This is a genomic window from Devosia algicola, assembly GCF_028816455.1.
Classification (GTDB): domain Bacteria; phylum Pseudomonadota; class Alphaproteobacteria; order Rhizobiales; family Devosiaceae; genus Devosia; species Devosia algicola.
The window spans coordinates 787,956-801,857 of sequence record NZ_CP118246.1; the positions used below are offsets into that span (position 1 = coordinate 787,956).

General features: G+C 55.6%; 11 protein-coding genes and 3 pseudogenes. 6 read left to right on the plus strand and 8 right to left on the minus strand.

Going from position 1 to position 13,902, the window contains the following annotated elements:
* The first annotated feature begins 138 nt into the window (after positions 1–138).
* Together PSQ19_RS04150 and PSQ19_RS04155 are read left to right on the plus strand one after the other, a co-directional pair.
* Positions 139–2,487, plus strand: a complete 2,349-nt coding sequence (locus PSQ19_RS04150; protein WP_282219734.1) for an efflux RND transporter permease subunit — start codon at positions 139–141, stop codon at positions 2,485–2,487.
* Positions 2,488–2,607: 120 nt separating this feature from the next.
* Complete coding sequence (locus PSQ19_RS04155; RefSeq protein WP_282219735.1) at positions 2,608–3,141, plus strand: hypothetical protein; 534 nt, start codon at positions 2,608–2,610, stop codon at positions 3,139–3,141.
* Positions 3,142–3,212: 71 nt separating this feature from the next.
* Here PSQ19_RS04155 and ssb read toward each other — a convergent pair whose 3' ends face one another.
* Entirely contained in the window at positions 3,213–3,713 is a 501-nt protein-coding gene (gene ssb / locus PSQ19_RS04160; RefSeq protein ID WP_282219736.1) for a single-stranded DNA-binding protein, read from the minus strand.
* Between the two features lie 505 nt (positions 3,714–4,218).
* Here ssb and uvrA point away from each other — a divergent pair.
* The 3 genes from uvrA (at position 4,219) to PSQ19_RS04175 (ending at position 7,714) form a co-directional block, all read left to right on the plus strand.
* The gene (uvrA, locus tag PSQ19_RS04165; RefSeq protein WP_282219737.1) at positions 4,219–7,113 is read left to right on the plus strand and encodes an excinuclease ABC subunit UvrA; all 2,895 of its coding nucleotides are present in this window, start codon (positions 4,219–4,221) and stop codon (positions 7,111–7,113) included.
* 144 nt (positions 7,114–7,257) lie between these two features.
* Complete coding sequence (locus PSQ19_RS04170) at positions 7,258–7,410, plus strand: hypothetical protein (protein WP_282219738.1); 153 nt, start codon at positions 7,258–7,260, stop codon at positions 7,408–7,410.
* A gap of 193 nt (positions 7,411–7,603) precedes the next feature.
* The gene (locus PSQ19_RS04175; protein ID WP_282219739.1) at positions 7,604–7,714 is read left to right on the plus strand and encodes a DUF1127 domain-containing protein; all 111 of its coding nucleotides are present in this window, start codon (positions 7,604–7,606) and stop codon (positions 7,712–7,714) included.
* 125 nt (positions 7,715–7,839) lie between these two features.
* Here PSQ19_RS04175 and PSQ19_RS04180 read toward each other — a convergent pair whose 3' ends face one another.
* On the minus strand, positions 7,840–8,460 hold the full coding sequence (locus tag PSQ19_RS04180) for a glutathione S-transferase family protein (RefSeq protein ID WP_282219740.1): 621 nt from the start codon (positions 8,458–8,460) through the stop codon (positions 7,840–7,842).
* 125 nt (positions 8,461–8,585) lie between these two features.
* On the opposite strand from PSQ19_RS04180, the pseudogene trmFO reads away from it, so the two are divergent.
* Positions 8,586–9,972, plus strand: a pseudogene (gene trmFO, locus PSQ19_RS04185) (methylenetetrahydrofolate--tRNA-(uracil(54)-C(5))-methyltransferase (FADH(2)-oxidizing) TrmFO).
* Between the two features lie 13 nt (positions 9,973–9,985).
* Here trmFO and PSQ19_RS04190 read toward each other — a convergent pair.
* The 6 genes and pseudogenes from PSQ19_RS04190 to secD form a co-directional block, all read right to left on the minus strand.
* The gene (locus PSQ19_RS04190; protein ID WP_282219741.1) at positions 9,986–10,828 is read right to left on the minus strand and encodes a phytoene/squalene synthase family protein; all 843 of its coding nucleotides are present in this window, start codon (positions 10,826–10,828) and stop codon (positions 9,986–9,988) included.
* A complete protein-coding gene (locus PSQ19_RS04195; RefSeq protein WP_282220609.1) occupies positions 10,828–11,205 on the minus strand; it encodes an Mth938-like domain-containing protein in 378 nt (125 codons plus the stop codon). Before PSQ19_RS04195 ends, PSQ19_RS04190 begins: the two co-directional genes overlap by 1 nt.
* A 91-nt stretch (positions 11,206–11,296) precedes the next feature.
* On the minus strand, positions 11,297–11,488 hold the full coding sequence (locus PSQ19_RS04200; RefSeq protein WP_282219742.1) for a hypothetical protein: 192 nt from the start codon (positions 11,486–11,488) through the stop codon (positions 11,297–11,299).
* A gap of 91 nt (positions 11,489–11,579) precedes the next feature.
* Positions 11,580–11,891 (minus strand): annotated as a pseudogene (locus tag PSQ19_RS04205) (hypothetical protein); the annotation flags it as partial.
* Between the two features lie 211 nt (positions 11,892–12,102).
* Positions 12,103–12,207, minus strand: a pseudogene (locus PSQ19_RS04210) (protein translocase subunit SecF); the annotation flags it as partial.
* Positions 12,168–13,850 carry a protein translocase subunit SecD gene (gene secD / locus PSQ19_RS04215; protein ID WP_282219743.1) on the minus strand — a complete coding sequence of 561 codons (1,683 nt, stop codon included), beginning with the start codon at positions 13,848–13,850 and terminating at the stop codon, positions 12,168–12,170. The gene secD and the pseudogene PSQ19_RS04210, both read right to left, overlap by 40 nt.
* Positions 13,851–13,902 lie beyond the last annotated feature (52 nt).

Sequence of the window (13,902 nt, forward strand, 5' to 3'; positions counted from 1 at the left end):
GCCAACATGTCTATCCTATAGGCGATTCCGCATCACAATGCCAAGGATTGCCGCTTCTTTCCCCTTGATTGCTGGACGGCACCAACTTTACCACCTACCAATTCTGCCTCAGCACACTTGGCAGGGAGATTCGGGCCGTTGAACCAACAGAGTTTGTTCGCTCGCCTGCTAACATACCTCGCATTCCAGCGATCGATTGGCTTTGGCCTCGAGAATATCGGCTTGGCTACCCTGCGGTTCCCACGCCTCATCGCGCTCTGCGTCGCCGCATTTACCCTGCTCTGCATCTATCAACTGCCAAAAGCCAATGTCGATGGCAACTTGATGCGGATTTACGCCAATTCGGGTCACTATTACGATGCCTATCAGCGGCTTGCCGACACCTTTGGCACCTTTGAGAACGACATTTATGTTCTGGTCCATTCCGACCAACTGACCGATCCTCAGATCCTCGAACAGGTTCGCAATTTAGCCTTCGACCTTGAGCTGAATGATTATGCCATTGGGACAATGTCACCATTTACGTTGCGCAAGCCCGATGGGAGCGGCGGCTCCGTCCCCGCCGTGCCGGAGGGGATGACCGATAAAAACCAGGTATCAGCCGCCCTCGCCGATCTGCAGCAAAATGATCCCATGATGCGCAACCTCATTACGCCGGACCTGACTGGCGTTGTGCTGATCATGTTTCCGAACTCGGAGATGACCAGGGATGGGGGCACCCAGGGCATGTTGGCAAGCCTGCGTCAACTCGCTGCCCAATATCAGACTGATGACTTGCAGATTGAACTCACAGGCCCACCGATATGGACCTCGGAAATGCTTGGCGCTGCCGTAAACGATCAGATCCGTTTTACGGTCTATGGCTTTACCATAGGCGCCATCATCGCGTTCTTTGCCTTGAGATCATTCTTTGGCGCGTTGTTGGTCGCAGCAACCCCGTTCGTGGCACTTATTTGGTCGGTTGGTACCGTGCTGATGATGTTTGGCTCGTTCTCGTTCCTGACAATTATCGTAACGACGCTGGTGCTCGTAATGGCCTTTGCTGAAAGCATGTTTTTCATCTTCAATTGGCTGGCCCACTGGCGCGACGGCACGGACCCCTCTGACGCCGTCGACAAAACACTGAGATTGGTCGGTCCCGCGACGGCGCTCACAACGTTGACAACACTGGTTGCATTTACCTCGCTTTACTTTTCGCCTGGTCGCGGCGTAGAGGAATTTTCACTCGCAGGCGCGGTTGGCAGCGCCATTATGTTTATTTCCATGATGACCGTGTTGCCGCTCTTGTTGAAGGCGGCGCTGAAGTTGGGATTCAAGCTGCCCAAGGCACCAAGTCTGGCGCTGAACGCGCCCATCCCGTTTGCCTGGTCAGTAGCGCGCAAACTTGCCCGCCCAGTAACGACATTGTCGGCACTGGCAGTGGTTTTGCTGTTCGTGCCCTATTTTCTGATCGAACCACGGTTCGCTATAGAAGATTTCATGGCCAAAAATTCGTCGGCAATGGCAACGGCCGGCGAAATTGACACCGGTGTCGGCGGCGTGGCGCCGATCTATATTCGGGTGCCAATGAAGGGTAACGACCCTGCGATTTCAGACGCAGATTTTAAAACAGTTCGTACCGTACACGACATCCTTGAGAATGAGTTGGGTCCGAATAAAGTCATTTCCGCCGCTAGCATGAACAACTACACTCAGAGCGGCTTTTCGCGCGCACAGGTTCTCGACGCTGTGGGTCCATTCATGCGGCGCCGTTTTGTCACGGACGATGGCACCCAGGCCTTGGTCACAGGTTTTATGCCCACTATTTTAGAAAGCGGGCGCCTTGCCGATATTGTCACCAGTCTGGAAACTCAAATTCGCGCAGCAGGCATTGCCGGCGCCGAGGTCGGTGGCTTTCGCGTGATGACCACTTTTGCCACTGACGATATCGTCAGATCGTTGCAGGTGTCACTGGCGGTCAGCGTGCTCATCAATATCTTCCTGATTGGGTTCGCCTTCCAGTCACTCCGTATCGCCTTGGTGTCGATAATCCCCAACCTGTTTCCCATTCTCGGCACAGAAGCCTATCTGTGGCTAAGCGGGTCCGGCCTCCAATTGACCACCGTGATTGCCCTGACTATTGCCTTCGGCATTGCCGTCAATGACACCATCCACTTTCTCTCACACTATGTGCATAGTCGGCGCGACCAGCGGCGCGACCATGCCGACGCGGTCAAGGAAACGCTTTTCCGTATCGGTGGTGCCATCGTCGCTACCACGGTGATATTGTGCACCGGCACCATTATTGTTGCCTTTTCCGAATTGCCGCAGGTCGCCTTGTTCGGCACGCTGTTTGTCCTGTCGCTGGCTTTGGCACTGATCGGCGATCTGTTCATGCTGCCCGCAATATTGATGGCGGGCGGGAAATTCTTTGATCCTTTGGGCAGGCTGCGCGTGCGTTTGGCGGACCATCAACCCAAGCACGTAGTCGCGATAGACGAGATGTGATCGCCTTGGCCAGTTTGTCCCGGTAAATCGTCTTGTATCGACTGGGCAAGAGAACACGATATTTGCTAGAACCGCTCACGAAACTGACAACCGGGACAAATGTCACAGGAGACCGGTCGCATGAAATTTCTTGGCTCCCTGGCGAGACACGTCGCCATCGCCGGCCTTGTGGTTACAACAGCGATATATTCAGCGCCGACGCTTGCGGCGCCCGGCGATATCGCCCTACTCAAATCTTACATCGGGGACTGGCGCGGTCGCGGTACACTGACCGGCGAAAACACCGAATTGGTCGTCTGCCGGCTATCTCTCACTCAGGGGAACAGCGACAAAGTCAACTATTCAGGTCGTTGCGTAGTTGCTGGCAACAATCTCGCCCTGAAGGGTACACTTGCCTATATTGCCGACAAGCGGCGCTTCGAAGCCGCCATGACCTCAAATGCACGTTTCAGCGGTGTTGCCATTGGCAAGGTGCGCGACGGCGGTATTGTTTTTGATCTGCAGGAACGCGACAAAGAGGACGGGCCAAACGGCAAGGATGTCACGGTCACCGCTCAGATTGCCTTGAACAGCGGCAACATTAGCGTCCAGTTCCAAGTCGAATATGTTGAAAGTGGTGAAAAAATCTACGCCAACATCCCGTTCACTCAATAGTTTGACCCCACCAGACCACTATTGGGCAGCCAGTCCGCCGCCCAACAATCAGCACTGAACAGATCAGCAGTTTAGAACGGAATGTCGTCGTCCATACCGCCGGACTCAAACGCTGGTGCATTTGCCGCCGGGCGCTGCCCGCCACCGCTACGGCCGCCAGCATTGTCGCCCTGGCGCGCACCTCTAAATCCACCGCCATCGCCAGAGCTGTCACCATCTCCCCGGCCATCGAGCAGCGTCAGATTTGAATTGAACCCCTGCAGAACGACCTCGGTGGAATATTTGTCCTGGCCGCTTTGGTCCTGCCACTTGCGCGTCTGCAATTGCCCTTCAATGTACACTTTCGAGCCCTTTTTCAGATAGCTTTCGGCCACCCGAGCCAATCCTTCGGAAAAAATCACAACGCGATGCCATTCTGTTCTTTCGCGTTGCTCTCCCGAATTACGGTCTTTCCAGCGTTCCGATGTCGCGACAGACAGATTGACGACCTTGCCGCCGTTGGACATGCTTCGTACATCGGGGTCGGCACCGAGATTGCCGACGAGAATGACTTTGTTGACGCTACCCGCCATGGTGATGTCCTTTCGCGATAAACCCCGAATCCCTTGGTCGGGCACCAATATTTTCCATAGCCTCGCAGCAATGCGCTGGAGTACGCACTTCGCTCGCTATTCGCCGTTGCCCACCATATATTGGCTCGCCGCCGAAAGTGCCAGAAAATACCGGTTGTGAACAACCCATTCGCGGCCACCGTGTCGACCGGTACAGCGTCAGCGCCATTCAATGTTCATTGTATGTTCTATAAATTCGCGATGTCAACATGCGATTCAATCCACACCCTACCCCCAACATCTTGACCAACTTCGAGTGTTCTGCTTATGTTCCCGTGTTGTCATCGCCCTCTGGCCAAAACTTACGGACAATATATGGTAGCTATGATCGCAACATTGTTCAGCACAATTGGCTTGCCTGCAAGCCACAGCGTACCTATTTGAACCGCTTGCGCCGTTGCGTGACCGGCGGGCATGCTCGCCTCTCGCAATCAACGCCCAAAAAATCTGAGCGACGGATAATAAGATGACCGCCAAGCCGAGCCAAAATCGTGAACTCATCATTCGTGGCGCGCGTGAACACAATTTGAAGGGAATTGATGTCCGACTACCGCGCGACAGTCTGATTGTCATGACGGGCTTGTCTGGGTCGGGAAAGTCGTCGCTAGCATTTGATACCATCTATGCCGAGGGCCAGCGGCGCTACGTGGAAAGTCTTTCCGCTTACGCCCGCCAATTCCTCGAAATGATGCAAAAACCCGATGTCGAGCACATTGAAGGACTTTCGCCGGCCATTTCGATCGAACAGAAAACGACCTCGCGCAACCCCCGCTCGACGGTCGGCACGGTCACTGAGATCTACGACTATCTGCGCCTGCTGTTTGCGCGTGTTGGTGTGCCCTACTCGCCCGCAACCGGTTTGCCTATTGAAAGCCAGACCGTGTCCCAGATGGTGGACAAGGTATTGGAACTGCCCGAGGGCACGCGCCTCTATCTGCTTGCACCGATGATCCGTGGTCGAAAAGGCGAGTACCGGAAAGAACTTGCGGATTTGATGCGCAAGGGTTTTCAGCGCGTCAAGATTGATGGCGAGTTTCACGAAATTGAAGATGCGCCGCACCTGGACAAGAAGATAAAGCATGATCTGGAGGTGGTCGTAGACCGGCTTGTCGTATCCGACGAAATTAGCGGTCGGTTGGCCGAAAGCTTCGAAACGGCGCTAAAACTTGCTGATGGTATCGCTCTGGTTGAATTCGCTGACGAAACCGAGACTGACGGTGCACCAAGACGAATAACTTTTTCGGAAAAATTTGCCTGCCCGGTCTCCGGATTCACCATAGCTGAAGTCGAGCCGCGCCTGTTTTCGTTCAACAATCCATTCGGCGCCTGCCCGGTGTGCGACGGTTTGGGAACCGAACAGAAAATCGATCGGGATATGATCGTGCCGGACACGAGTCTGTCTCTGCGCGACGGCGCCATTTTGCCATGGTCCAAGACATCGGCGCCCTATTATCAGCAAACATTGCAGGCAGTTACGCGCCATTTCAACGCCTCGACCGGAACGGCATGGAACGAGTTGGACGCCGACACACAGGACGCGGTCCTGTACGGCACCGGCAAGACACCGATCAACTTTGTCTATGACGACGGTCTGCGCCAGTACAAAACCACCAAGCCATTCGAAGGCGTGATCGGCAATTTGGAGCGCCGCTACAAAGAAACTGAGAGCGCTGGCATGCGCGAGGAGATCGAAAAATACATGTCATCGGCCCCCTGCGTTGCCTGCGACGGCTACCGGCTCAAGCCAGAAGCCCAGGCGGTCAAGATTGACGACCTCCATATCGGCCAGGTAACCGAAAAATCCATTCGCAAGAGCGCTGAGTGGTTTGACACCTTACTTGAAAAACTAACGCCCACCCAGGCAACCATCGGCGAACGCATTCTCAAGGAAATTCGCGAACGCCTGAACTTTCTCAATGATGTGGGTCTCGACTACCTGACGCTCGCGCGCAATTCGGGCTCCTTATCTGGCGGAGAAAGCCAGCGCATTCGGTTGGCCAGTCAGATTGGATCGGGACTCACTGGCGTGCTCTATGTGCTGGACGAGCCCTCAATCGGGCTTCATCAGCGTGACAATGCTCAGCTGCTCGTCACATTGCGGCGCCTGCGCGATATCGGCAACACCGTTATCGTCGTCGAACACGACGAAGACGCAATATTGACGGCGGATTATGTCCTCGACATTGGTCCGGGTGCTGGCGTTCACGGCGGCAACATCGTCGCCGAAGGTGCCCCCGATGACATTATTAACCACCCATCGAGCATCACCGGCAAATATTTGTCCGGGCGCATGGGTATTCCTGTGCCTGCTGTTCGCCGCGAACCCTCGCCGACCCGAAAGTTGAGCTTGACTGGTGCGACCGGCAACAATCTGAAAAACGTCTCGGTCGATGTGCCGTTAGGTATGTTTGTCGCCATCACTGGCGTGTCCGGCGGCGGCAAGTCGACCCTGATGATAGATACCATGTACAAGACCATCGCTCGCCGACTAAACGGTGCGCGGGTCAATCCCGCCCCTCACGAAAGCCTGACCGGGTTGGAGTTTCTCGACAAGGTCATCGACATCGACCAGTCCCCGATTGGGCGCACGCCGCGCTCCAATCCGGCAACTTACACCGGGGCATTCACGCCGCTGCGCGAATGGTTCGCCGGCCTTCCAGGATCCAAGACCCGTGGCTACGGTCCGGGGCGCTTCTCGTTTAATGTGAAGGGCGGTCGCTGCGCCAAGTGCGAAGGCGATGGCGTGCTCAAGATTGAGATGCATTTTCTGCCCGATGTCTATGTCACTTGCGACGTTTGCAAGGGCAAGCGCTATAATCGCGAAACGCTTGAGGTGCAGTTCAAGGGTAAGTCAATTTCAGACATTCTGGATATGACGATCGACGAAGGCGCCGAGTTCTTTTCGGCGGTCCCCACCATTCGCGACAAGTTCGCGACGCTCCAGCGCGTCGGTCTGGGCTACGTCAAGGTCGGGCAACCCGCCACCACGCTATCCGGCGGTGAGGCGCAGCGCGTAAAGCTGAGCAAGGAGCTCAGCAAACGCGCCACCGGACGCACGCTCTATATGCTGGATGAACCAACGACCGGCCTGCATTTTCACGACGTCGCCAAACTTTTGGACGTGCTGCATGAACTCGTCGAGGGCGGCAATACGGTAATCGTTATCGAGCATAACCTAGAGGTCATCAAGACAGCCGACTGGGTCATCGATCTAGGGCCAGAAGGCGGAGACGGCGGCGGCGAAATTGTTGGTGTTGGCACGCCCGAAGATATTGCGGCCAATCCACGATCTCACACCGGTCGCTTCCTCAAGGAAATCATGGCACGCCGCCACCAATTTGAGCGTGATGCAGCCGAGTAGGTCGACCGTGCTAGAAAACTGCCTGTAGAACCAACATGTTTGGACATGCAGTCGGGACATGGCTCCATTGCCCTATAAGCCATGGCAAAGCTCGTCAAATCACCCAATTATTGCGGTGTATGACATTTTTCGAGGATACATCCAATGTTTGTCCGTGCTGTCTGGCGCGTCAAGCGCCTGGTCGACATCAAGCAGACGCTGCGGGAGATGGACGTTCCCACCACGCGCGATGCTGATTTGCTGGGACTATCTGGCCCCGACTTTTCGAAAATGGCGCGCGGCCTTTTCGACCGATAGATCTATTGAATGTTGTTCTGCCTGCCGAGCCTACATCGAGTGGTTCCCGACACCGTGTCACTTCCCTAACGCAAGTTGAACAAGTTTGGTTAAAGGCCTGCAGGCCACGCATGGCTCCATTGAACAATATCCCCCTGCTCAAACCGCTTCGGCGCACCTAGATATAGTCTTGTAAACGAAAGGAGACTACCAAATGAACATCCGTAAGACTTTCCGCAAGTGGGCAGCTTATCAACAGACCGTTCGTGAACTGACGGCTCTCGATAATCGCCAGGCTCAACGATCTGGGCATTTCACGCACTGACATCAGCCGTGTTGCTCGTAATCATGCCGGCAGCATTTAAGCCCGCAGCGACTACCCAAAACAGGCAAGAAGATCGAACGCCCGCCTTCCAACAGGAATGTGGGCGTTTCCGACTCTATGGCTCTCTAGCGCACATACAAATCGGCGTATGAGACTATTACATTCTCGGCAAAAGCCGACCTTTGCTGCAAGCGCGCATACCAGGCTTCCACGTTCGCCAGACTCGGCCGTGCAATATCCATGGTAAACCAGCGATAAAGCGCCACACCGCTGACAATATCGGCATAGCTGAAATTTCCGGCTAGATAGTCGCGGCCATCCAACTGTTTTTCGATTTGGCCAAACGCGGTGGTCGCTTTGGCGACACCGGCGGCGATCACACTAGGGTCCTGCTTCTCCTTGGGAACCCGGACAATACTTCCAAACACACCTATCCATGCGGGTTGAAATGTGGTTTCCGCCCAGTCCGTCCATTGGTCGATAGGGGCTCGGTCGCGCGGCGATAGGGGCCAAAGCGAGCCGGCACCATAGGCCGCGGCAAGATAGCGCACAATCGCGTGGCTCTCCCAGACCACCAAATCGCCGTCGCGCAGCGTGGGCACCAGACCATGTGGGTTAAGTGCTAGATATTCGGGCGTATCCACCCCCTTGAACGAGCCTCCCAAGGGCACATGTTCATAGTCTATTCCAAGTTCGGCGAGCGCCCAGGTCGCCTTTTGGACGTTGGCAGAATTTTTCGACCCCATAAGGTTATGTCAGCGGTCATGTTGTTCTCCTTGAATCGCACTATTCACCGACTCCCTTAGACCGATCAATCGTCAAACATCAATGGTGATTGCTTTGCACCAAGCCGCTTGCTATGGCCCCTCGCATGGCAAATTCAGAACCTATTCACATCATCGGCGGCGGCCTGGCGGGATCAGAAGCCGCCTGGCAAGCCGCGCGAACCGGCGCCAAAGTCATAATTCACGAAATGCGGCCCCAGCGCATGACCGATGCCCATTTGACCGAGGGGCTGGCTGAGCTTGTCTGTTCCAACAGCTTTCGCTCTGACGATCATGAACACAATGCCGTTGGATTGCTGCACGAGGAAATGCGGCGATGCGACTCGCTGATCATTGCGGCGGCCGACAAGCACGCGCTTCCCGCTGGCGGCGCGCTGGCGGTTGACCGCGACGCATTTTCGGCCACTGTTACCCGCGCCATCGAGCAACATCCCAATATTGCCGTCGAGCGCAGTGAGGTCGCCGGGCTGCCCCCGCTCGAATGGTCAAATGTGATTATCGCCACGGGCCCCCTCACTTCCCCTGCCCTTGCGGCTGGCATCACCGATCTGACCGGTGAAGATGCCCTGGCTTTTTTTGACGCCATAGGCTCCGATTATTCATGAGGAGAGTATTGATCGCACTATCGTCTGGGCACAATCGCGCTACGACAAGGTTGGTCCAACAGGAAACGGTGCCGATTATCTAAACTGTCCGATGACGCAAGATGAATATAATGCGTTCGTCGACGCGTTGCTATCCGCGGAGTTGCATCAGTTCAAGGATTGGGAAAAAGTCCCATATTTTGATGGCTGTCTGCCCATTGAAGTCATGGCCGAGCGTGGCCGCGAAACACTGCGGTTTGGCCCGATGAAGCCGGTTGGCCTTACCAATCCCCGCGACCCACTGGTTAAGGCCTATGCCATCGTCCAACTGCGGCAGGACAATGCTTTGGGTTCATTGTGGAACATGGTCGGATTTCAGACCAAAATGAAATACGGCGTTCAAGCCGAGATATTCCGCATGATTCCCGGGCTGCAAAACGCGCAGTTTGCGCGCCTCGGCGGTCTGCATCGCAATACATTCCTGAATTCGCCAAAAGTGCTCGGTGGTGATTTACGCCTAAAGGCAGACCCGCGCCTGCGCTTTGCTGGCCAAGTAACCGGTGTTGAAGGCTATGTTGAAAGCGCTGCGATCGGATTGATGGCGGGCCGCATGGCGGCGGGTGATTTCCACGGCAAACCATTGGAAGCGCCACCCGAAACAACGGCGATGGGCGCCCTGATAAACCACATTACCGGAGGACACATCGAAGCCGAAGGATATAGCGGTGCCCGCAGCTTCCAGCCGATGAACGTTAATTTTGGCTTGTTTCCCGCGATTGCCATCGCCAAGCCCGAGGGCATAGCGCGCTGGAAAAGCGTCGACAAGACCCGCGCGAAACGCAAGGCAATAACGACCCGCGCCCTGACCGATATGATGTCATGGGCGTGAGCAGGTTTTGTCGCTAGCGGCCGCGCCATGCAAAAATTGCCATGCCCACGATTTTCCGCCAGTCGGCAATATCGTGGGGAACCGCATAGGGCCCGGCGGATTTTGCCAATTGCCTGTGCTGCGCCCGCAAGGTGGCGATTGCAGCAAATGCCGGTCGCAAGTGACCAGGCAATTGGATAATCGCTGCCTGCGCCTTGTCGAGGTGGCCGGCCGCCATGTCGGTCAACTGGCCAAGCGATTCAAGTACGCCCTCGCTGGCTACGCCGGAAAGGATCTCGGTTTCGGTAACGCCATTGGCATCAAAAATGCTCCATGGCAGAAATAGTCTGCCCATCGACGCGTTTAGCCCAAACGAGCGAATGTGGCCGATCATGGCGTGTGCGACCCCCAGGTGCCCCGCCGCATCGCCGGTTTCGAGCACTTGACCCTGGTTAAGGATCATCGCCACAATTTGATAAAGACTGGACGCGGTTTCCCCGGCATAACCCTCAAAACTCTCCAGATCAGGCATCGGATCGTCATAAAGGTCAAAACGCCGGGCACCAAGCAGGCGCTGTAGTGTTCCAACGGGGATTTCATACTGGTCGAGCGCGGCCAAAAGGCAATCAGCAACAGGATTGCTGTGCACCGCCCCGTGCCCGGCGCCACTGAGCGCATCGTTCCACCATTGCAGCCGAATTTCGCCGGGCGCCGGCTCCGACACGCGCGAGCGAATGGCCGCAACGTCAGCATTGAACGCCAATAATGCTGTTGTGGCATCGCGCTCGGTAGCGCGCAGTACCAGCGTCGACAGATAGCGATCACGATCATGCTCGCGCAGAAAATCAGCGGTGAGTTGGCGATTGATATCAGACATCAGCGAACGGTTTCGACCGCAATCAGGGCCGCGGCAACGGCTCGTTTTTCGCCCAGCAGAATATTATAGGTTCGCACCGCGCCCCCGGTCGCAACGGCTTCCACGATGACATTTTTTGCATGAAGCGCATCGAGAATCTCTGGCTTCAAAGCCGTAATGTCGCGGCCCAATCCAATCAACAGCACGTCAACTTGATCAGATAGCGCCAAGATCTGCGCTAACGACTCGATGGTAATTTCTGTCGCGTCCGTGATCGGCCATGCATGCATCCCAGAAGGCAAGCACAACAAAGAACCCCGGTGCGACATATCGGCAAACCGAAACCCGCCGCTTCCATAGGCGTCAATCTGAACCTGATAGGGATAATGCCCCGAGATCGTTCACCAAGACCTCCAACACCAATCGGCAATATGCTGGCTGGCGGAGCATTGTTCCACCGGCGTCAGCGCCTCGCGTAATAACGCCCGCTTAAACCGAGGCACCGTCGGCGCGTTTGTCCTCAATCTTGACCTCAGGTTGATCGGCGCGCGTGGTGATGCCGAGATAGATCAGGATTGGTGCCGCAATGAAGATCGAGGAATAGGTACCAACAAATACGCCCCAGGCCATTGAAATGGTGAAGCTGCGGATGACCTCGCCGCCGAAAACCACGAGCGCCATTAGGGCGATAAACGTCGTCGTCGCCGTAAGAGATCGTGCGCGGCAGGGTTGAGTTGATCGCAATATCGATGATTTCAGCCAGATCGATCTTCTTGTATTTGGTTCGGTATTCCCGAATGCGGTCGTAAATCACCACTGTATCGTTAAGCGAATAACCAAGGATCGTCAGGATCGCGGCAATACTGGATGAGTTGAACTCCAGCCCCGAAAAGGCAAATAGGCCGATGGTCAGAATCACGTCGTGCGCGGTCGCAATGATCGCGCCGACGGCAAATTGCCATTCGAACCTGAACCACAAATAGATCAACACCCCGAACATGGCGACTGCCAAGCCGATGGCACCCGAAATTGCCAGGCTCACTCGAAACGGTAGGTCCAACCGTTTCAGTGCCCCGCAATGCATATCCTTTCTCTACGACCGTGGATTCAATTCGTTTTACAGCCTCCTGCTGCGCCGAATTATCACCGTCCTGAGTCTGAACCCGCACCAGCAACCTGTCGGCTTCGCCAAAGCCCTGCACTTGCACATCGCCGAGATTGAGCTGAGACAAGGCCTCACGAATGACGCCGGGATCCGCAGGTCCTTCATTTGATTGAATTTCAATCGATGATCCGCCCCGGAAGTCGATACCCAGATTCAAGCCGTGATACCCAAACCAGCCCAACGACAATATGGATGTCACGATCGAGAAGGTGATTGCATACCGACGGATGGCCATGAATGGAATTTTTGTGCCATCGGAATCAGTCGAACAAACTGGATGGCCAACGTCTTGGGACGTCGCCAATTGTACCAGCGACCGACGATAAATAGCGTCACCATATAGGCGGTGAACAATGTGGTCACGATACCGAGCGCCAGGGTTACCGCAAAGCCTTGAACCGGACCGGACCCCAGATAGAACAGCACAACCGCCGCGATCAATGTGGTGATATTGGCATCCAAAATGGTGCCCATCGCCCGTTGGAAACCGGCTTCAATTGCCGAAATCTTGCTACGTCCGGCGGCGAGTTCTTCGCGAATTCGCTCATAAATCAAAACGTTGGCGTCCACCGCCATACCGATTGTCAAAACGATACCAGCAATACCGGGCAAGGTAAGCGTTGCTCCCAGCATTGACAGCGCCCCAAGGATCAGCCCGACGTTCACGATCACCGCCAGGTCGGCAAATACGCCGAACAGCCCGTAGGCAATCACCATGAAGGTAACAACGGCAATGGCCCCGATAATGCCAGCAAGGACACCAGCCCGGATAGAATCGGCACCCAATCCGGCGCTCACTGTGCGTTCTTCGACAATGTCGAGTGATGCCGGCAACGCGCCAGCGCGCAGCAGCACTGCCAGATCGTTGGCGCTTGCAGTGGTGAAGTTGCCGCTGATCTGGCCGGTACCACCGGTAATAGCCTGTTGAATGACCGGCGCCGTAATGACCTGATTATCCAGGACGATGGCAAAGCGCTGACCAACATTGGCCGAGGTTATTTCACCAAAAGTGATGGCACCTCGCGTGTCAAACCGGAAGCTGACCACCGGAATGCCGCGCTGGGAGTCAAAGCTGGGTTGAGCGTCAACCAGCGACTCCCCACCCAGTGCGACATCCTCATAAACCAGTTCCTTGCCACCATCATTGCTATCAAGAATTTCGGTACCACTCGGCAGTCCCTGCGCCTCGGCCTGCGCGGCTGTCATGCCCGGATAGACCATGTGAAAGGTCAGCCGTGCCGTGCGCGAAATAATATCCTTGAGACGGACAGAGTCGCCAAAACCCGGGACCTGGACCAGCACCCGGTTGGTGCCCTGACGCTGAATGAGCGGCTCCGTGGTGCCCAACTCGTCAATACGCTTGCGGATGACCTCGATGGATTGGGCCACCAGCGAACTCATGCGCTCGGTAATCCCGGCATCCGTAAGCGAAATCGTCAGCTTGCCGTCGGGCGTCTCGCCAAACGCCAGTTCCTCGACGCCAGAAGCGGCAAACAAGGAACTGGATATCGTATTTTGCAGTCCTTCAATCGCTGTCTTTGCCTCATCCTTTTGCGTCGGATCGGTCAGTTCGATGTCGAGAGAATTCGTGGCCGCATTCGTGGTTATGATGTTGCCGATACCATTGTCATTCGCCAGTATTGACCGCGCATCGCGCCGCAGGTCACCCAGCCGTTCGGTAACGATACCTTCGCGATTGACCTCTAGCAGCAAGTGCGATCCGCCCTGCAGGTCCAGACCCAATACAATCGTCTGTTTCGGTAACCAGCTTGGCCAAGCATCCAGCGCCGCTTTGGGTAGGAAGCTGGGAACAGCAAAAAGCACCCCAAGCAGAGTTACGAGTACGATAATGACTGTACGGATCGGCGAGAATTGCATCGAATATTTCCTGGGGCAAAAACAGTCCGGAGCCCAAAAGGGCTCCGGCATT

Bases quoted from the DNA above. Each gene is read 5' to 3' on its own strand.
- PSQ19_RS04155 (WP_282219735.1), top strand. From the start codon at position 2,608: ATGAAATTTCTTGGCTCCCTGGCGAGACACGTCGCCATCGCCGGCCTT.
- ssb (WP_282219736.1), bottom strand. From the start codon at position 3,713: ATGGCGGGTAGCGTCAACAAAGTCATTCTCGTCGGCAATCTCGGTGCC.
- uvrA (WP_282219737.1), top strand. From the start codon at position 4,219: ATGACCGCCAAGCCGAGCCAAAATCGTGAACTCATCATTCGTGGCGCG.
- PSQ19_RS04170 (WP_282219738.1), top strand. From the start codon at position 7,258: ATGTTTGTCCGTGCTGTCTGGCGCGTCAAGCGCCTGGTCGACATCAAG.
- PSQ19_RS04175 (WP_282219739.1), top strand. From the start codon at position 7,604: ATGAACATCCGTAAGACTTTCCGCAAGTGGGCAGCTTATCAACAGACC.
- PSQ19_RS04180 (WP_282219740.1), bottom strand. From the start codon at position 8,460: ATGGGGTCGAAAAATTCTGCCAACGTCCAAAAGGCGACCTGGGCGCTC.
- PSQ19_RS04190 (WP_282219741.1), bottom strand. From the start codon at position 10,828: ATGTCTGATATCAATCGCCAACTCACCGCTGATTTTCTGCGCGAGCAT.
- PSQ19_RS04200 (WP_282219742.1), bottom strand. From the start codon at position 11,488: ATGGCGCTCGTGGTTTTCGGCGGCGAGGTCATCCGCAGCTTCACCATT.
- secD (WP_282219743.1), bottom strand. From the start codon at position 13,850: ATGCAATTCTCGCCGATCCGTACAGTCATTATCGTACTCGTAACTCTG.